The organism is Escherichia sp. WS1451, from assembly GCF_046487365.1.
In the GTDB taxonomy this organism is placed as follows: Bacteria; Pseudomonadota; Gammaproteobacteria; order Enterobacterales; family Enterobacteriaceae; genus Escherichia; species Escherichia coli.
This window is the reverse complement of sequence record NZ_JBJQJP010000002.1, coordinates 179133-196253: the sequence shown is the minus strand read 5'-3', so window position 1 is coordinate 196253 and position 17121 is coordinate 179133. Positions and strand designations below refer to the sequence as shown.

Sequence of the window (17121 nt, the reverse complement as noted above, 5' to 3'; positions counted from 1 at the left end):
GTAGTACGGGGGGCATATGACCTGGTTTATTGACCGGCGTCTGAACGGCAAAAACAAAAGCATGGTGAATCGCCAGCGTTTTTTACGCCGTTATAAAGCGCAAATTAAACAGTCGATCTCCGAGGCCATTAATAAGCGTTCGGTGACTGACGTCGACAGCGGCGAGTCCGTATCCATTCCCACGGAAGATATTAGCGAACCGATGTTTCATCAGGGGCGTGGCGGTCTGCGCCACCGCGTGCATCCGGGCAATGACCATTTCGTCCAGAACGACCGAATTGAACGTCCCCAGGGTGGCGGCGGAGGTTCCGGCAGTGGTCAGGGCCAGGCCAGCCAGGATGGTGAAGGTCAGGATGAATTTGTCTTTCAGATTTCGAAAGATGAGTATCTTGATCTGCTCTTTGAAGATCTGGCCTTACCGAATCTGAAACAAAACCAACAACGCCAGCTGACCGAATATAAAACGCATCGTGCGGGTTATACCGCTAACGGCGTTCCGGCCAATATCAGCGTTGTGCGTTCATTGCAGAACTCACTGGCACGACGCACAGCCATGACGGCGGGCAAGCGGCGGGAACTTCATGCGCTGGAAGAGCATTTGGCCATCATCAGCAACAGTGAACCTGCGCAACTGCTGGAAGAGGAACGTCTGCGCAAAGAAATTGCAGAATTACGTGCCAAAATTGAACGCGTCCCTTTCATTGACACCTTCGATTTACGTTACAAGAACTACGAGAAGCGGCCCGATCCCTCCAGCCAGGCAGTGATGTTTTGCCTGATGGACGTTTCGGGTTCAATGGATCAGTCCACTAAAGATATGGCTAAGCGTTTTTATATTCTGCTGTATCTGTTCCTCAGCAGAACGTATAAGAACGTGGAAGTCGTATACATCCGCCATCATACCCAGGCGAAAGAAGTCGATGAACATGAGTTTTTCTACTCGCAGGAAACTGGCGGCACCATTGTTTCCAGCGCCCTGAAACTGATGGATGAGGTAGTGAAAGAGCGTTATAACCCGGCACAGTGGAATATTTACGCAGCCCAAGCATCGGACGGCGATAACTGGGCCGATGACTCTCCGCTTTGCCATGAAATTCTGGCGAAAAAAATATTACCCGTTGTTCGTTATTACAGCTATATCGAAATTACACGTCGCGCGCATCAGACACTGTGGCGAGAATATGAGCATCTGCAATCTACTTTCGACAACTTTGCGATGCAGCATATCCGCGACCAGGATGATATTTATCCGGTGTTCCGTGAACTGTTTCATAAACAAAATGCAACAGCTAAAGACTAAAACTGTCAGCCGGGTCATTATCGCCTGGCTGATTTTTAGCTCACTGTAAATTATCTCATTTATTACATACATTAGCTTACAATCGCTTTAAATATGACAGCATAACCTTTACACAATTTAGTTCCAGAAAACAATCATTCGGAAAAATGATTCGGTCAACACGTATTTCCCTGGGGTTATTCTTTAATTATTTTTTATCGTCAACGAAAATTGATCTTGGTCAAAACTATATATCTCTGCCATCAATAAAATCCAGCACTCACATTGCTCTCCTTTTTATGGTTTCTATGGGTACACAAAAATTAAAAGCTCAAGGCTTTTTTATTTTCAGCTTATTGCTGACGTTAATTTTATTTTGCATTACTACCTTATATAACGAAAACACGAATGTAAAACTCATCCCACAGATGAATTACCTGATGGTTGTTGTGGCTTTGTTTTTCCTTAACGCCGTCATTTTTCTTTTCATGTTAATGAAATATTTCACTAACAAACAAATTTTACCAACACTCATTTTAAGCCTTGCATTTTTAAGTGGCCTTATCTATTTAGTTGAAACCATTGTAATTATCCATAAACCAATCAACGGCAGTACACTGATCCAGACAAAGTCGAATGATGTTTCTATTTTCTATATTTTCCGCCAACTCAGTTTCATTTGTTTAACCTCGCTGGCGCTCTTTTGTTATGGGAAAGACAACATCCTTGACAACAATAAGAAAAAAACTGGCATTCTGTTGCTGGCGCTGATTCCTTTTTTAGTTTTTCCCCTTCTGGCACACAATCTGAGTAGTTATAACGCTGACTATTCTTTGTATGTCGTCGATTACTGTCCGGACAACCATACTGCGACCTGGGGAATCAACTATACAAAAATATTGGTTTGTTTGTGGGCATTTTTACTGTTCTTTATTATCATGCGTACACGATTAGCCAGCGAACTATGGCCGTTAATAGCATTATTATGTCTGGCATCGCTATGCTGCAACTTACTTCTACTGACTCTGGATGAGTATAATTACACCATCTGGTATATCAGTCGCGGGATTGAAGTTTCCAGTAAACTGTTTGTTGTGTCTTTTCTGATTTATAACATTTTTCAGGAACTGCAACTCTCCAGCAAACTGGCAGTTCATGATGTGCTGACCAATATTTATAATCGGCGCTACTTTTTCAACAGCGTAGAGTCATTATTGTCGCGACCTGTTGTTAAGGACTTTTGTGTCATGCTGGTTGATATTAATCAGTTCAAACGCATCAATGCCCAATGGGGACATCGTGTGGGTGATAAAGTGCTGGTATCAATTGTCGATATTATCCAGCAAAGCATCCGCCCCGATGATATTTTAGCGCGACTGGAGGGTGAGGTGTTTGGCTTGCTATTTACCGAACTCAATAGTGCCCAGGCAAAAATCATTGCGGAACGTATGCGTAAAAATGTCGAACTCCTGACCGGCTTTAGTAACAGATATGATGTTCCTGAACAAATGACCATCAGTATTGGCACGGTTTTTTCAACGGGTGACACGCATAATATCTCGCTTGTCATGACGGAAGCAGATAAAGCCTTACGCGAAGCGAAAAGCGAGGGGGGCAACAAAGTGATTATTCATCATATTTAAGTGCAAAAATATTCAGAGCCATGCTTTTTGCGTGGCTTTTGCATACAATTTATTACTATTACCCCTAAATTTCCCCTCCCCAGCGGCGCAGAGATGAGTATAATTAGCGCCCCTGTGCCAGGCCGCAATCGAACTTTATCTGGTTTTCTCGTTTCACTAACCGAAGGAGTGCCATTTATCATGAAATTGCACCATAGAATGCTCCGGCATTTTATCGCCGCAAGTGTCATTGTGCTGACATCTTCCTTCCTTATTTTTGAACTTGTCGCCAGTGACAGAGCAATGAGTGCCTATCTGCGCTATATCGTGCAGAGAGCAGACTCCTCCTTTCTTTATGATAAGTATCAGAATCAGAGTATTGCCGCGCATGTGATGCGCGCTCTCGCTGCTGAGCAGTCGGAAGTGTCGCCAGAACAGCGGCGAGCCATCTGCGAGGCTTTTGAGTCTGCCAATAATACCCATGGCTTAAACCTGACTGCCCATAAATACCCTGGCTTACGCGGCACACTACAAACCGCATCCACTGACTGCGACACAATTGTGGAAGCTGCTGCACTATTACCCGCTTTTGATCAGGCAGTGGAAGGCAACCGCCACCAGGATGATTACGGTTCAGGTCTTGGGATGGCCGAAGAGAAATTTCACTATTATCTCGATCTCAATGACCGCTATGTCTATTTTTATGAGCCGGTTAATGTTGAGTACTTTGCGATGAATAACTGGTCCTTCCTGCAGTCAGGAAGTATTGGCATCGATCGCAAAGATATTGAAAAGGTATTTACCGGGCGTACCGTATTATCGAGCATTTACCAGGATCAGCGTACTAAACAGAACGTGATGAGTTTGCTGACGCCGGTATATGTCGCAGGGCAGCTAAAAGGGATTGTGCTGCTGGATATTAACAAAAACAATCTGCGGAATATCTTTTACACTCATGACCGCCCTCTCCTCTGGCGTTTTCTCAATGTCACGCTAACTGATACCGATTCGGGGCGCGACATTATCATCAACCAGAGCGAAGATAATCTGTTCCAGTATGTCAGTTACGTCCATGACTTACCGGGCGGCATTCGTGTCTCGTTATCCATTGATATTCTTTACTTTATCACGTCTTCGTGGAAAAGCGTTCTGTTCTGGATTTTGACGGCGTTAATTTTGCTGAATATGGTGCGGATGCACTTCCGTTTATACCAAAATGTGTCGCGAGAAAATATTAGTGATGCGATGACTGGACTCTATAATCGCAAAATTTTAACCCCTGAACTGGAGCAGCGGTTGCAGAAACTGGTGCAATCCGGTTCTTCGGTGATGTTTATTGCAATTGACATGGACAAGTTAAAGCAAATAAATGACACCCTTGGTCATCAGGAGGGGGATTTAGCGATTACGTTATTAGCGCAGGCGATTAAACAATCGATTCGTAAAAGTGATTATGCCATCCGACTCGGTGGCGATGAATTCTGCATCATTCTTGTCGATTCGACACCGCAAATTGCAGCACAACTGCCTGAACGTATCGAAAAACGTCTGCAACATATCGCGCCGCAGAAAGAGATCGGCTTCTCTTCCGGTATTTACGCGATGAAAGAAAACGATACGTTACATGATGCGTATAAAGCTTCCGATGAGCGTTTATATGTCAATAAGCAGAACAAAAACAGCCGTTCATGATAACCTTCTGTAGTTGTTTGCTTGTAATCTCAGGAGCATGAAATGACTGAAATGGCTAAAGGAAGCGTGACGCATCAGCGGTTAATCGCTTTATTATCGCAAGAAGGTGCTAACTTCCGCGTCGTTACCCATGAAGCGGTAGGTAAATGTGAAGCGGTGTCAGAAATTCGTGGCACCGCTTTAGGCCAGGGGGCTAAGGCACTGGTATGTAAAGTCAAAGGCAATGGCGTAAATCAACATGTTCTGGCGATCCTCGCTGCCGATCAACAGGCCGATCTGAGCCAACTCGCCAGCCATATAGGCGGATTACGCGCTTCGTTGGCCAGCCCAGCGGAAGTCGATGAACTCACAGGCTGTGTCTTCGGCGCGATCCCCCCTTTCAGCTTCCATCCAAAACTCAAACTGGTTGCCGACCCCCTACTCTTCGAACGATTTGATGAAATCGCCTTCAATGCAGGCATGCTGGATAAATCCGTTATTTTGAAAACTGCGGATTATTTGCGTATTGCGCAACCAGAACTGGTCAATTTCCGCCGCACTGCGTAACTAGCCTGTCCGTTCAATAAGCAGAACGGACAAAACCAGCACAACAGCAATGGCAAAAAACGATGACGTGATAATCAGTGTCTCGACGAACATTTGATCGTTCATAGTATGCCCCCGGGAGATAGCTGTTTTCACGTTATTGTTAACGTGCACAAATGGCAGTTTGATGACAGTTCGCCTGATTTTTTATGCAAAAAACGTAAAGATTTTCTACTTCCTTCCTGCAGCAAGCGTAAAGTAAGCAGGCTTATTATTCTTTGGCAAGGAAACCACGATGTTTGATGTCACTTTGCTGATCCTGCTCGGGTTAGCTGCGCTGGGCTTTATCAGTCATAACACCACTGTCGCCGTTTCAATTCTGGTGTTAATCATTGTCCGCGTCACACCGTTAAGCACCTTTTTCCCGTGGATTGAAAAACAGGGGCTAAGTATCGGGATAATCATTCTGACGATTGGTGTTATGGCTCCCATCGCCAGCGGGACGCTACCGCCCTCAACCCTGATTCACTCGTTTCTGAACTGGAAATCGCTGGTGGCAATTGCAGTCGGCGTTATTGTCTCCTGGCTGGGAGGGCGCGGCGTGACGTTAATGGGCAGCCAGCCGCAACTGGTCGCCGGGTTGCTGGTGGGCACTGTTTTAGGCGTGGCGCTGTTTCGCGGCGTACCGGTTGGCCCGCTTATTGCCGCGGGTCTGGTTTCGCTGATTGTGGGGAAACAGTAGTTAATCCCGCAATATATCGGCCTGGCGTTTGCCCCAGGCCTTTCTTAAACATAGTAATAAAGGCCGTTGTTGAATCATACCCCAGCGTATGAGCAACTTTCTGTACAGTATCGCCTTTCACTAATCCCTGAAGCGCCATAATCAGCTGTAACTGCTGACGCCACTGGCGAAAACTCAACCCCGTCTCTTTCACTATCAGCCGGGCAAGATTGCGTTCACTCATCGCAAAAAAGCCAGCCCATTGCCCCAATGACCCCCACTCGACGGGCTCTTTCGCCATCATCTCCACCATCGCGCGGATTTTGGGATGAGAAGAAACGGGTAGGTGCAGCTGTTGTTGTGGCTGCTGAGGGAGTTCATCAAACAGGACCTGAATTAATCTGCGGGTCATCGGCTCAGCACGCTGAGTCGTCGTCCTGTTTGCCAGGGTTAAAATTAATTCCCGGCATAAGGGCGATATTTTCAATGTGCAACAGGTTGTCGGCATTGTCACTGCGCTGGGTTCGATAAACAGAAAACAGAGTTCAGCGTTAGCTGTCACTTGATTGCTATGTTCCACCCCTCCCGGTATCCAAACCGCATATTGTGGCGGCACCATCCACAAAGCATTTTCCACCGTACAGGTAATTGCACCATGTAGCGCCAGTATCAACTGTCCTTTGCGGTGCTGATGTACAGGACTGGTTAACTCATCCGTTCCGGCGTGAATACAAAATGCGACCGCGGCCTCATGGTGTCGGTCGGGTTCATAGCCATTGAGATTCAACCTGTGCATCATTTTGTCCGAATTTAGCGATATTTTGTCATTTTAGCTTGATTCAACATAACAATAAAAACGGTAAGGTACAGCCTCGTTTGTAACAATGAGAAGCATATGACCTGTTCAACTTCATTAAGCAGCAAAAACAGGATTGTCCTTATCGCTGGCATTCTGATGATTGCCACCACATTACGCGTCACCTTTACCGGCGCAGCACCGTTACTGGATACGATTCGTTCCGCTTACTCGCTGACGACAGCGCAAACCGGCTTATTGACCACCCTGCCATTATTGGCCTTTGCGCTAATCTCACCTTTGGCCGCCCCGGTGGCGCGACGTTTTGGTATGGAACGTAGCCTGTTTGCCGCGTTACTTTTGATCTGTGCAGGTATCGCAATTCGCTCTCTCCCTTCGCCTTACTTATTATTTGGCGGTACAGCGGTCATTGGCGGTGGGATTGCATTAGGTAATGTCTTACTGCCAGGATTAATTAAACGCGATTTCCCTCATTCCGTCGCCAGACTTACCGGCGCATATTCCCTGACAATGGGAGCTGCAGCGGCACTGGGATCGGCGATGGTAGTGCCGCTGGCTTTGAACGGTTTTGGCTGGCAAGGCGCGTTGCTCATGCTGATGTGTTTTCCTCTGCTGGCTCTTTTTTTATGGCTGCCACAGTGGCGAAGTCAACAACATGCAAATTTGAGTACCTCACGCGCCTTACATACTCGGGGTATCTGGCGTTCGCCGCTTGCCTGGCAGGTAACATTGTTTCTTGGGATCAACTCACTCGTCTATTACGTGATTATTGGCTGGCTTCCGGCGATCCTCATCAGTCACGGCTATAGCGAAGCACAGGCGGGTTCACTGCATGGTTTGCTGCAACTAGCCACAGCAGCTCCCGGTTTGCTGATCCCACTTTTCTTACATCATGTGAAAGATCAGCGTGGTATTGCAGCGTTCGTTGCCTTGATGTGCGCAGTGGGTGCGGTTGGGCTCTACTTTATGCCAGCACACGCGATCACCTGGACTCTGCTTTTCGGTTTTGGTTCCGGCGCAACAATGATACTGGGGTTGACGTTCATTGGTCTGCGGGCAAGTTCTGCGCATCAGGCGGCGGCACTCTCGGGGATGGCACAATCCGTCGGGTATTTGCTGGCAGCCTGTGGGCCGCCGCTGATGGGTAAAATACACGATGCTAACGGTGACTGGTCCGTACCACTGATGGGTGTTGCAATACTTTCACTACTGATGGCGATTTTCGGACTTTGCGCCGGGAGAGACAAAGAAATTCGCTAATATCCGGTGCTATAGTGACGTGACAAATCATGCGTGAAAGGGAGAACAAACACGATGAATATTCAGTGCAAACGCGTTTATGATCCGGCTGAACAGAGCGATGGTTATCGCGTACTGGTCGACCGCCTCTGGCCGCGCGGTATCAAAAAAACCGATTTAGCCCTTGATGAGTGGGATAAAGAAATCACGCCGTCAACGGAACTGCGCAAAGCCTTTCACGGCGAAGTCGTCGATTTTGCAACCTTTCGCGAGCAATATCTTGCAGAACTGGCGCAACACGAGCAAGAAGGAAAGCGGCTGGCGAACATCGCCAAAAAACAGCCGCTGACCCTGCTCTACTCAGCAAAAAACACCACGCAGAACCATGCGCTGGTGCTGGCCGACTGGCTACGTAGCTTGTGATTTTAGTACAGCATCCGGCGGTTATTTTTCACCAGCCGGATGGTCCCGTCGCCACAATGCCCATTCATCAATCGTTTCACCGCCCGGTAATTTGCAATTGTTGCTGACCCCTTGCGCTGTCTGCACTGGAATGAGCGTCCCGCCCTTCTGCTGGCAATAGACCGACGCCGGATTTGCCATACCAATCTGCGGCGGTTTAGGTGCTTCTGGTTGAGAAGGGGTTGAACAACCAGCCAGGACCAGCAAGCAAGGCAGAACAAAACTGATAATTTTCATTTATTGATCTCACATATTTATCCAGACTTAGAGTATCGCGGTATCGTTTTGTTTTGCAGCACTATTTTTATTACATTCACTCAAAACATATTACGCCTTGTTTCATCTTTGTTGATGATGTTTTATCATGCCTGCAAAGATTAAATAATCAGCATTTACCCGCCGTATCCTGGAGTTGTTTCGTGTCAGATCAGATTATCGCCCGCGTCTCGCAATCCCTTGCCAAAGAACAGTCACTGGAAAGTCTGGTTCGACAGCTTCTGGAGATGCTGGAAATGGTCACTGATATGGAGTCAACCTACCTGACCAAAGTGGATGTCGAAGCGCGCCTGCAGCATATAATGTTTGCCCGTAATAGCCAGAAAATGCACATCCCGGAGAATTTTACCGTCTCGTGGGATTACTCGTTATGCAAACGCGCCATTGATGAAAACTGCTTTTTCAGCGATGAAGTCCCCGACCGTTGGGGCGACTGTATTGCGGCACGCAATCTTGGCATCACCACATTTCTGAGCACGCCAATTCACTTACCGGATGGATCATTCTATGGCACGCTTTGCGCCGCCAGCAGTGAGAAGCGCCAGTGGAGTGAACGCGCGGAACAGGTTTTGCAGTTATTCGCCGGACTGATTGCACAATATATTCAAAAAGAGGCACTGGTTGAACAGCTGCGCGAAGCTAATGCTGCGCTGATTGCGCAATCGTATACCGACTCGTTAACCGGGCTACCGAATCGGCGGGCGATTTTTGAAAATCTGACGACGCTGTTTTCTCTCGCCCGGCATCTTAACCATAAGATAATGATCGCGTTTATCGATCTGGATAACTTCAAATTAATCAATGATCGTTTTGGTCATAATAGTGGCGATCTGTTTCTCATTCAGGTTGGCGAGCGCCTTAATACGCTCCAGCAAAATGGCGAAGTTATTGGTCGTCTCGGCGGTGATGAGTTTTTGGTTGTTTCACTGAACAACGAGAATGCGGATATTTCGTCGCTGCGAGAACGTATTCAACAGCAAATACGTGGAGAATATCACTTAGCTGATGTTGATTTGTATTATCCCGGTGCCAGTCTTGGCATAGTAGAAGTCGATCCTGAAACGACCGATGCAGACAGTGCCCTGCATGCTGCCGATATCGCGATGTATCAGGAGAAAAAACACAAACAGAAAACACCTTTTGTCGCGCATCCAGCGCTACATTCCTGAGGCGTATTCACATCCTTTTGATTGGTGATAACATGCGAATCGGTATTATTTTTCCGGTTGTAATCTTTATTACAGCGGTCGTATTTTTAGCATGGTTTTTTATTGGCGGCTATGCTGCCCCGGGAGCATAAAGATGAAAAAAACAACGATTATTATGATGGGTGTGGCGATTATTGTCGTACTCGGCACTGAGCTGGGATGGTGGTAACGTCACATCTAGAAAATAGCAAAGGCTGCCTGTGTGCAGCCTTTGTGCAATTTACGCGTTAACTTTTAATCTTTCTGTAGATAAACAGCACGACAATCGCGCCAATAACGGCAACCACGAAGCTGCCAAAATTGAAGCCATCGACTTTACCAAAGCCAAACAGCGTGCTGATCCATCCGCCGACTACGGCACCGACTATCCCCAGCAGGATAGTCATAAAGAATCCGCCACCATCTTTACCTGGCATGATCCACTTCGCCAGAATACCGGCAATAAGCCCAAAAATAATCCATGACAGAATGCCCATTGTTTCCTCACTTATCTGTTTTGCATTAGCGGGTTAGTCGCTGATAAAAAGCATAGCACAACATCGGGAGGGCAAGATTTGTGACGAGCATCACGGAGGAATTTTTTGCGATGGCGCAGAAATTGCGCCATCAACGATCAGTGATAATTACCAACCACAAACATCATGTTCGTTTTCCGTGTCATAAGAACGCACGGTATTCACCAGATCTTTTATCACTTCAGCCGCCACTTCTGGTACCAGCAAAGTCATCGGCGTCTCTGTTTCATAATCGACAGAAACGCCATTGCTGTTATTGGTGACGGTCACGGTATACGTTGCTTTGCCCATGATTCATTTCCCGTTATGAATGACTTTCCGTTGTTGCGCGCCTTCCATCAGGACTTCAGGAGCAACGAAGAAGTCAATGTTGAAATAAGTATCGTCAGTCATGGCTTCAATGTTGTGCCACTTTTCTGGAGGGAACACCGCAAACTGCCCCGCTTCGATAAGGATCACTTGATCAGGCTCTGCACTGTGTTCATCAGCGTAGCCGAGATATTTGACCGCCCCATGCATAACGGAAAGGCGTGGGTAAACCCCCGGGCGCGTTCCTTTATCAAGATGACGTTCGAATATTCCGGCAGGCGCAGTTTGTTTATTCCAGAAAGGCGTTGAGCGCGTATGAATATAATTCTGTGGGATTTGCAGCATCCTTTTCCCTCCTTCGGTGAATGCGCTGAAAACGGTTTATTCCAGCCGTTTCAGGGTACGCCTGATAATTTGCATTTTAAATACCATTTATTGGTTACTTTTTAGCACCGTATCAGAGAAGAATCAGGGAGGATTACAGATGGGAAGCCCGCGACAACGCGGGCTGAAAGCATCAGGATTGCAGCGTCGCCAGTCGGGCGGCGAAACCCACGAACATCAAACCAATCAGTGAGTTGCCCACTTTAGCCAGTTTCTTTTTGGTACGTATGTACTGTGTGACAAAAGCACCAGAAATAATCAGGAAGCTCAAATAGCAGAAACTCACCAGTTCCAGCGTCGTCGCCAGAATAAAGAATGAAATTCCCGTATGTGGGGCATTAACATCGATAAACTGTACGAAAAACGACACATAGAACAAAATGGCTTTCGGATTAGTCAGGCTCAAAATTAACGCGCGTTTAAAAATGGCACCGTATTGAGGCTCATCGGATTTGACCTCGCTATTTTTACCCTTCAGGGTCGCGTAGAGAATTTTACTCCCCAGATAGAGCAAATAAAACGCACCAAGATAACGTACAATGTTGAATAATATCGGGGTGGTCTTAATTAATGTCGCCACTCCAGCCCATGCCAGAAACATCAATACCGCATCGCCAATAAATACACCGCAGGCCGCAAGATAACCGCCTTTCATACCGCTACTGACGCTATTTTTGAGTACAAACAGGGTATTTGGCCCTGGCACCAACACAATAAAAATGGCCCCAACCAGATAGGTCCAGTAATTCAGAACCCCGTATTCAGCGAACACATTAACCTCTTTAATTATCTTTCGATCATGCGCGATTAAAGGTGAATATGCTAACCAATCTGTAGCGGCTTAGAAAGGAGAAAATCAGGTTTTAACCTGATATCAACCCGATAATTGAATCATTAATCAGGCATGCTCCAGTGAAAAATTCGGGTAGTGCTCGGCAAAATACTGGCGTAAAAATTCTACCGTTATCCGCACTTTCGCTGACGTCGCCAGCCTTGAAACATAAACGGCCCAGACGTTCGCTGGCTGGTAATATTCCGGTAGCACTTGTACTAAATGACCACTGGCAATGTTTTCGCTAACATCCCACCAGGAGCGCAGAGCAATCCCCTGCCCATCGAGACACCACTGATGGACAATTTCTCCATGATTAGACGACAGTGGGCCGGTGACTTTAATCGCATGGTGGCCTTCTTTATTGCGTAATTGCCAGACACCAAAAGGATGATCGCGCTCTTTAATGACCAGGCACGGCAATGCAGAAAGATCGGTTAAATGTTTCGGCGCGCCATGTTGCGCAATAAATTCCGGCGACGCGCAGAGAATGCGATAATTGGTCGCCAGTTTGCGGGCGATTAAATTAGGGGCGATATCATCGCCAATGCGAATATCGAGATCGACACCTTCATTGACCAAATCGACCAACCGGTCTTCCACATCAAAACGTAATTCCAGTTGCGGATACGCCTTCGCCAGCGCTGATAACGCCGGGGCCACCACCTGTCGTCCAAAACCAAAGCTGCTGATAATACGCAGCATCCCCTGTGGCACCTGACGCACGTCAGAAAGTTCGTCCATCATCTGACCGACATCCTGCAAAATCCGCTGCGCCCATTCATAAATCCGCTCTCCTTCTTCGGTAATGGTGACGCGGCGGGTGGTGCGGTGTAACAACACCACGTTTAGCGTTTGCTCCAGCAAGGCGATGCGCTTGCTGACGAACGCCGGTGAAACGCCCAATTCTTCTGCCACGGCGGCAAAACCAGCCCGGCGAGCCACCAGCATAAAGACGCGCAAATCGTTCAGCAGCGGTAAATTGTTCATGATTCGTGTTTTATGTTTCACCAGTTACGGGGATTAATTCCTTTTCAGTCAATTATAGGATGAGGGTATTGTCAATTTTGATGGTCAGGAAGTGAGAACCCAATGATGAAAACGATGTGTATTGCTGCGATCCCGGGAGACGGGATTGGCAAAGAAGTCCTTCCTGAAGGGATTCGCGTGTTACAGGCTGCCGCTGAGCGCTGGGGCTTCGCCTTGAGTTTTGAGCAAATGGAGTGGGCGAGCTGCGAGTATTACAGCCATCACGGTAAAATGATGCCGGACGACTGGCATGAGCAACTTAGCCGTTTCGACGCCATCTATTTTGGTGCCGTCGGCTGGCCGGATACCGTTCCGGACCATATTTCGTTGTGGGGTTCGCTGCTGAAATTTCGTCGTGAGTTCGACCAGTACGTCAACCTGCGCCCGGTTCGTCTCTTTCCTGGCGTTCCCTGCCCGCTGGCGGGAAAACAGCCTGGCGACATCGATTTTTACGTGGTCAGGGAAAACACCGAAGGCGAATATTCCTCGCTCGGCGGTAGAGTGAATGAAGGTACAGAGCATGAAGTCGTCATTCAGGAATCGGTATTTACGCGTCGTGGTGTCGATCGCATTTTGCGTTATGCCTTTGAACTTGCACAAAGCCGCCCACGTAAGACGCTAACTTCTGCCACTAAATCGAACGGTTTAGCCATCAGCATGCCGTACTGGGATGAGCGAGTGGAAGCAATGGCCGAGAATTACCCGGAGATCTGCTGGGACAAGCAGCATATTGATATTCTCTGCGCGCGTTTTGTGATGCAGCCGGAACGCTTCGATGTGGTGGTGGCGTCCAATTTGTTTGGCGATATCCTTTCCGATCTTGGCCCGGCCTGCACCGGTACCATTGGCATTGCCCCATCCGCCAACCTGAATCCGGAACGCACTTTCCCGTCGCTCTTCGAGCCTGTCCACGGTTCCGCGCCGGATATCTACGGGAAAAATATTGCTAACCCTATCGCCACAATTTGGGCCGGTGCAATGATGCTCGATTTTCTCGGCAATGGCGATGAGCGTTTCCAGCAAGCGCATAACGGTATTCTGGCCGCGATTGAAGAAGTGATTGCTCACGGGCCGAAAACACCTGATATGAAAGGCAGTGCCACCACGCCACAGGTTGCCGACGCGATTTGCAAAATTATTTTGCGTTAGGTCAAACCAGTTTATTTGAACCGCGTCACTGACGCGGTTTTTTTATTCGTTCTTTGCAGTAAATAACCTGCGTCATTTCACCTTTTATTGTTTCCGTTTCGTGTTTTATGGCTTTCCGTATTCTTAATTGTTTAATTTATGTAACATGCAAATAATCAATTTGTTAATCACGACATACAACTCATTACCCTGCAAATAATTACAACTGGCAAAAGCCAGAGACGGGCTTTTATGCCCAGGAGATGACTCATGATGAGCAATGTTAAGAAAAAAGATGTGCCGCTGATAAGCATCAGTCTGGTGGCCATTCTTTTCATCGCAGCTGCATTAAGCCTTTTCCCACAACAATCGGCCGACGCGGCCAACGCTATATACACTTTTGTTACGCGTACGTTAGGTTCCGCCGTACAGGTATTGGTTTTGATGGCAATGGGACTGGTGATTTATTTAGCCACCAGTAAATACGGCAATATTCGTCTTGGCGAAGGAAAACCGGAATACAGCACGCTCTCCTGGCTGTTTATGTTTATTTGTGCCGGTTTAGGTTCTTCTACGCTTTATTGGGGGGTTGCTGAATGGGCCTATTATTATCAAACACCTGGATTAAATATCGCACCGCGTTCACAACAGGCACTCGAATTTAGCGTCCCTTACTCCTTCTTCCACTGGGGCATCAGCGCCTGGGCAACTTATACGCTGGCCTCATTAATCATGGCTTATCACTTTCATGTGCGGAAAAACAAAGGTCTGAGTCTTTCCGGCATTATTGCCGCGATTACCGGCGTTCGCCCGCAAGGCCCGTGGGGAAAACTGGTCGATTTGATGTTCCTGATCGCCACTGTCGGCGCACTGACCATTTCCCTTGTTGTCACCGCAGCAACCTTTACCCGTGGGCTTTCCGCGCTGACCGGTTTACCCGATAATTTCACCGTGCAGGCATTTGTGATCCTGCTTTCCGGCGGCATTTTTTGCCTAAGCTCGTGGATTGGTATCAACAACGGTTTGCAACGTCTGAGCAAAATGGTTGGCTGGGGCGCGTTCCTGCTGCCATTACTGGTGCTGATTGTCGGCCCAACCGAATTTATTACCAACAGCATCATCAATGCCATCGGCCTGACCACGCAAAACTTCCTGCAAATGAGCTTATTCACCGATCCGCTTGGCGATGGTTCATTTACCCGCAACTGGACCGTTTTCTACTGGCTGTGGTGGATCTCATACACCCCTGGCGTAGCAATGTTTGTCACCCGCGTTTCCCGCGGTCGTAAGATTAAAGAAGTTATCTGGGGACTGATCCTCGGCAGCACCGTCGGTTGCTGGTTCTTCTTCGGCGTAATGGAAAGCTATGCCATTCACCAGTTTATCAATGGCGTAATCAACGTCCCACAGGTGCTGGAAACACTGGGCGGCGAGACAGCTGTGCAGCAAGTTCTGATGTCGTTGCCAGCCGGTAAATTGTTCCTCGCCGCATACCTGGGCGTGATGATTATTTTCCTTGCCTCGCATATGGATGCAGTGGCCTACACCATGGCGGCAACCAGTACGCGTAATCTCCAGGAAGGTGACGATCCTGACCGTGGGCTGCGTCTTTTCTGGTGCGTGGTAATTACCCTGATCCCGCTTTCAATTCTTTTCACTGGCGCGTCGCTGGAAACGATGAAAACCACCGTCGTGCTCACAGCCCTTCCCTTCCTCGTCATTTTACTGGTAAAAGTCGGCGGATTTATTCGCTGGCTGAAACAGGATTACGCCGACATTCCGGCTCATCAAGTTGAACATTACCTCCCGCAGACACCGGTTGAAGCCCTGGAAAAAACACCAGTGCTCCCTGCGGGAACCGTATTCAAAGGCGACAACTGAGCGCCGTCATCCTAACGATAAAGGTATCCCTATGAGCAATCTGAGCCCTGACTTTATACTACCCGAAAATTTTTGCGCTAACCCGCAGGAGGCGTGGACCATTCCTGCCCGTTTTTATACCGATCAGAACGCCTTTGAACACGAAAAAGAGAACGTCTTCGCCAAAAGCTGGATTTGCGTCGCTCACAGCAGCGAACTGGCGAATGCCAATGATTATGTGACGCGTGAGATCATTGGCGAAAGCATTGTGCTGGTACGCGGTCGTGATAAGGTTTTGCGCGCGTTCTATAACGTGTGTCCGCACCGTGGTCATCAGTTGTTGAGCGGTGAAGGAAAAGCGAAAAATGTGATTACCTGCCCGTATCACGCCTGGGCATTCAAACTCGATGGCAACCTGGCCCATGCACGTAACTGCGAAAACGTCGCCAATTTCGATAGCGACAAAGCGCAACTGGTTCCGGTGCGTCTGGAAGAATATGCCGGATTCGTCTTCATCAACATGGACCCTAACGCCACCAGCGTAGAAGATCAGTTACCCGGTCTGGGGGCGAAAGTGCTGGAAGCCTGCCCGGAAGTCCACGACCTGAAACTGGCGGCCCGCTTTACCACCCGCACGCCTGCCAACTGGAAGAACATTGTCGATAACTATCTCGAGTGCTATCACTGTGGTCCGGCGCATCCAGGTTTCTCCGACTCCGTACAGGTTGATCGTTACTGGCACACCATGCACGGTAACTGGACGCTGCAGTACGGTTTCGCCAAACCGTCCGAACAGTCTTTCAAATTCGAAGAGGGCACGGATGCGGCATTCCACGGTTTCTGGCTGTGGCCGTGCACGATGCTGAACGTCACCCCAATCAAAGGGATGATGACGGTCATTTATGAATTCCCGGTGGATTCTGAAACTACCCTGCAAAACTACGATATTTACTTCACCAATGAAGAGTTAACCGACGATCAAAAATCGCTGATTGAGTGGTATCGCGATGTGTTCCGTCCGGAAGATTTACGTCTGGTTGAAAGCGTACAGAAAGGGCTGAAATCGCGTGGCTATCGTGGTCAGGGGCGCATCATGGCCGACAGTAGCGGTAGCGGAATTTCCGAACATGGTATCGCCCATTTCCATAATCTGCTGGCGCAGGTGTTTAAGGACTAATGACATCGGCGGCGGTATTTTCCGCCGCTGGGCTGATTTTTGATGG

The 17121-nt window shown here is 48.1% G+C and carries 21 protein-coding genes; 13 read left to right on the top strand and 8 right to left on the bottom strand.

The window, feature by feature from the left end; translation table 11 throughout:
* Positions 1–16 precede the first annotated feature (16 nt).
* From ACJHX7_RS03815 to yeaK, 4 genes are all read left to right on the top strand, one after another.
* On the top strand, positions 17–1300 hold the full coding sequence (locus ACJHX7_RS03815; RefSeq protein ID WP_000219675.1) for a YeaH/YhbH family protein: 1284 nt from the start codon (positions 17–19) through the stop codon (positions 1298–1300).
* A gap of 146 nt (positions 1301–1446) precedes the next feature.
* The gene (locus ACJHX7_RS03810; protein WP_000621393.1) at positions 1447–2922 is read left to right on the top strand and encodes a GGDEF domain-containing protein; all 1476 of its coding nucleotides are present in this window, start codon (positions 1447–1449) and stop codon (positions 2920–2922) included.
* 180 nt (positions 2923–3102) lie between these two features.
* Positions 3103–4593, top strand: a complete 1491-nt coding sequence (gene dgcJ / locus ACJHX7_RS03805; protein ID WP_000766137.1) for a diguanylate cyclase DgcJ — start codon at positions 3103–3105, stop codon at positions 4591–4593.
* 42 nt (positions 4594–4635) lie between these two features.
* Positions 4636–5139 carry a mischarged aminoacyl-tRNA deacylase gene (gene yeaK, locus ACJHX7_RS03800; protein WP_000138051.1) on the top strand — a complete coding sequence of 168 codons (504 nt, stop codon included), beginning with the start codon at positions 4636–4638 and terminating at the stop codon, positions 5137–5139.
* Here the strand turns inward: yeaK and yoaI are convergent, their stop codons facing one another.
* A complete protein-coding gene (gene yoaI / locus ACJHX7_RS03795) occupies positions 5140–5244 on the bottom strand; it encodes a small membrane protein YoaI (protein ID WP_000999630.1) in 105 nt (34 codons plus the stop codon).
* A gap of 169 nt (positions 5245–5413) precedes the next feature.
* Here yoaI and ACJHX7_RS03790 point away from each other — a divergent pair, with 169 nt between their 5' ends.
* The gene (locus ACJHX7_RS03790) at positions 5414–5860 is read left to right on the top strand and encodes a DUF441 domain-containing protein (RefSeq protein WP_000460707.1); all 447 of its coding nucleotides are present in this window, start codon (positions 5414–5416) and stop codon (positions 5858–5860) included.
* Here the strand turns inward: ACJHX7_RS03790 and nimR are convergent.
* Positions 5817–6638, bottom strand: coding sequence for a DNA-binding transcriptional regulator NimR (gene nimR, locus ACJHX7_RS03785; RefSeq protein ID WP_000972241.1), 822 nt, complete (start codon positions 6636–6638; stop codon positions 5817–5819). The genes ACJHX7_RS03790 and nimR overlap by 44 nt on opposite strands.
* 96 nt (positions 6639–6734) lie before the next feature.
* On the opposite strand from nimR, the gene nimT reads away from it, so the two are divergent.
* Together nimT and ACJHX7_RS03775 are read left to right on the top strand one after the other, a co-directional pair.
* Complete coding sequence (nimT, locus tag ACJHX7_RS03780; protein ID WP_094029628.1) at positions 6735–7916, top strand: 2-nitroimidazole transporter; 1182 nt, start codon at positions 6735–6737, stop codon at positions 7914–7916.
* Between the two features lie 54 nt (positions 7917–7970).
* Positions 7971–8318 carry a DUF488 domain-containing protein gene (locus ACJHX7_RS03775; RefSeq protein ID WP_001317878.1) on the top strand — a complete coding sequence of 116 codons (348 nt, stop codon included), beginning with the start codon at positions 7971–7973 and terminating at the stop codon, positions 8316–8318.
* A gap of 21 nt (positions 8319–8339) precedes the next feature.
* Here ACJHX7_RS03775 and yoaF read toward each other — a convergent pair whose 3' ends face one another.
* Positions 8340–8594 carry a DUF333 domain-containing lipoprotein YoaF gene (gene yoaF, locus ACJHX7_RS03770; RefSeq protein ID WP_000691930.1) on the bottom strand — a complete coding sequence of 85 codons (255 nt, stop codon included), beginning with the start codon at positions 8592–8594 and terminating at the stop codon, positions 8340–8342.
* 182 nt (positions 8595–8776) lie between these two features.
* Here yoaF and dgcP point away from each other — a divergent pair, with 182 nt between their 5' ends.
* The 3 genes from dgcP to yoaJ are packed head-to-tail and all read left to right on the top strand — an operon-like array spanning position 8777 to position 10010.
* Complete coding sequence (gene dgcP / locus ACJHX7_RS03765; protein WP_001361425.1) at positions 8777–9802, top strand: diguanylate cyclase DgcP; 1026 nt, start codon at positions 8777–8779, stop codon at positions 9800–9802.
* Between the two features lie 32 nt (positions 9803–9834).
* The gene (locus ACJHX7_RS03760; protein WP_001219350.1) at positions 9835–9933 is read left to right on the top strand and encodes a YoaK family small membrane protein; all 99 of its coding nucleotides are present in this window, start codon (positions 9835–9837) and stop codon (positions 9931–9933) included.
* A 2-nt stretch (positions 9934–9935) separates the two neighbouring features.
* A complete protein-coding gene (yoaJ, locus tag ACJHX7_RS03755; protein ID WP_001386836.1) occupies positions 9936–10010 on the top strand; it encodes a protein YoaJ in 75 nt (24 codons plus the stop codon).
* A gap of 58 nt (positions 10011–10068) precedes the next feature.
* Here yoaJ and ACJHX7_RS03750 read toward each other — a convergent pair whose 3' ends face one another.
* The 5 genes from ACJHX7_RS03750 to dmlR all read right to left on the bottom strand — a co-directional run bounded on the left by ACJHX7_RS03750 (position 10069) and on the right by dmlR (position 12871).
* The gene (locus ACJHX7_RS03750) at positions 10069–10317 is read right to left on the bottom strand and encodes a GlsB/YeaQ/YmgE family stress response membrane protein (RefSeq protein WP_000512153.1); all 249 of its coding nucleotides are present in this window, start codon (positions 10315–10317) and stop codon (positions 10069–10071) included.
* Positions 10318–10464: 147 nt separating this feature from the next.
* Entirely contained in the window at positions 10465–10647 is a 183-nt protein-coding gene (locus ACJHX7_RS03745) for a DUF1869 domain-containing protein (RefSeq protein ID WP_000513737.1), read from the bottom strand.
* A gap of 3 nt (positions 10648–10650) precedes the next feature.
* A complete protein-coding gene (gene yeaR, locus ACJHX7_RS03740) occupies positions 10651–11010 on the bottom strand; it encodes a DUF1971 domain-containing protein YeaR (protein ID WP_000939317.1) in 360 nt (119 codons plus the stop codon).
* 172 nt (positions 11011–11182) lie between these two features.
* Positions 11183–11821, bottom strand: coding sequence for a leucine efflux protein LeuE (gene leuE / locus ACJHX7_RS03735; protein ID WP_032171394.1), 639 nt, complete (start codon positions 11819–11821; stop codon positions 11183–11185).
* A 126-nt stretch (positions 11822–11947) separates the two neighbouring features.
* The gene (gene dmlR, locus ACJHX7_RS03730; protein WP_001061578.1) at positions 11948–12871 is read right to left on the bottom strand and encodes a DNA-binding transcriptional regulator DmlR; all 924 of its coding nucleotides are present in this window, start codon (positions 12869–12871) and stop codon (positions 11948–11950) included.
* Between the two features lie 102 nt (positions 12872–12973).
* Here dmlR and dmlA point away from each other — a divergent pair, with 102 nt between their 5' ends.
* The 3 genes from dmlA to yeaW all read left to right on the top strand — a co-directional run bounded on the left by dmlA (position 12974) and on the right by yeaW (position 17075).
* On the top strand, positions 12974–14059 hold the full coding sequence (gene dmlA, locus ACJHX7_RS03725; protein ID WP_032171396.1) for a multifunctional D-malate/3-isopropylmalate/tartarate dehydrogenase: 1086 nt from the start codon (positions 12974–12976) through the stop codon (positions 14057–14059).
* 249 nt (positions 14060–14308) lie between these two features.
* Complete coding sequence (yeaV, locus tag ACJHX7_RS03720) at positions 14309–15919, top strand: BCCT family transporter YeaV (RefSeq protein WP_032171397.1); 1611 nt, start codon at positions 14309–14311, stop codon at positions 15917–15919.
* Positions 15920–15950: 31 nt separating this feature from the next.
* Entirely contained in the window at positions 15951–17075 is a 1125-nt protein-coding gene (gene yeaW / locus ACJHX7_RS03715) for a carnitine monooxygenase, oxygenase subunit YeaW (protein WP_032171399.1), read from the top strand.
* Positions 17076–17121 lie beyond the last annotated feature (46 nt).

Bases quoted from the DNA above. Each gene is read 5' to 3' on its own strand.
- yoaI (WP_000999630.1), bottom strand. From the start codon at position 5,244: ATGAACGATCAAATGTTCGTCGAGACACTGATTATCACGTCATCGTTT.
- ACJHX7_RS03775 (WP_001317878.1), top strand. From the start codon at position 7,971: ATGAATATTCAGTGCAAACGCGTTTATGATCCGGCTGAACAGAGCGAT.
- yeaR (WP_000939317.1), bottom strand. From the start codon at position 11,010: ATGCTGCAAATCCCACAGAATTATATTCATACGCGCTCAACGCCTTTC.
- dgcJ (WP_000766137.1), top strand. From the start codon at position 3,103: ATGAAATTGCACCATAGAATGCTCCGGCATTTTATCGCCGCAAGTGTC.
- nimR (WP_000972241.1), bottom strand. From the start codon at position 6,638: ATGATGCACAGGTTGAATCTCAATGGCTATGAACCCGACCGACACCAT.
- dmlR (WP_001061578.1), bottom strand. From the start codon at position 12,871: ATGAACAATTTACCGCTGCTGAACGATTTGCGCGTCTTTATGCTGGTG.
- ACJHX7_RS03760 (WP_001219350.1), top strand. From the start codon at position 9,835: ATGCGAATCGGTATTATTTTTCCGGTTGTAATCTTTATTACAGCGGTC.
- yoaF (WP_000691930.1), bottom strand. From the start codon at position 8,594: ATGAAAATTATCAGTTTTGTTCTGCCTTGCTTGCTGGTCCTGGCTGGT.
- ACJHX7_RS03745 (WP_000513737.1), bottom strand. From the start codon at position 10,647: ATGGGCAAAGCAACGTATACCGTGACCGTCACCAATAACAGCAATGGC.
- nimT (WP_094029628.1), top strand. From the start codon at position 6,735: ATGACCTGTTCAACTTCATTAAGCAGCAAAAACAGGATTGTCCTTATC.
- dmlA (WP_032171396.1), top strand. From the start codon at position 12,974: ATGATGAAAACGATGTGTATTGCTGCGATCCCGGGAGACGGGATTGGC.
- ACJHX7_RS03810 (WP_000621393.1), top strand. From the start codon at position 1,447: ATGATTCGGTCAACACGTATTTCCCTGGGGTTATTCTTTAATTATTTT.
- ACJHX7_RS03815 (WP_000219675.1), top strand. From the start codon at position 17: ATGACCTGGTTTATTGACCGGCGTCTGAACGGCAAAAACAAAAGCATG.
- yeaV (WP_032171397.1), top strand. From the start codon at position 14,309: ATGATGAGCAATGTTAAGAAAAAAGATGTGCCGCTGATAAGCATCAGT.
- ACJHX7_RS03750 (WP_000512153.1), bottom strand. From the start codon at position 10,317: ATGGGCATTCTGTCATGGATTATTTTTGGGCTTATTGCCGGTATTCTG.
- ACJHX7_RS03790 (WP_000460707.1), top strand. From the start codon at position 5,414: ATGTTTGATGTCACTTTGCTGATCCTGCTCGGGTTAGCTGCGCTGGGC.
- yeaW (WP_032171399.1), top strand. From the start codon at position 15,951: ATGAGCAATCTGAGCCCTGACTTTATACTACCCGAAAATTTTTGCGCT.
- yeaK (WP_000138051.1), top strand. From the start codon at position 4,636: ATGACTGAAATGGCTAAAGGAAGCGTGACGCATCAGCGGTTAATCGCT.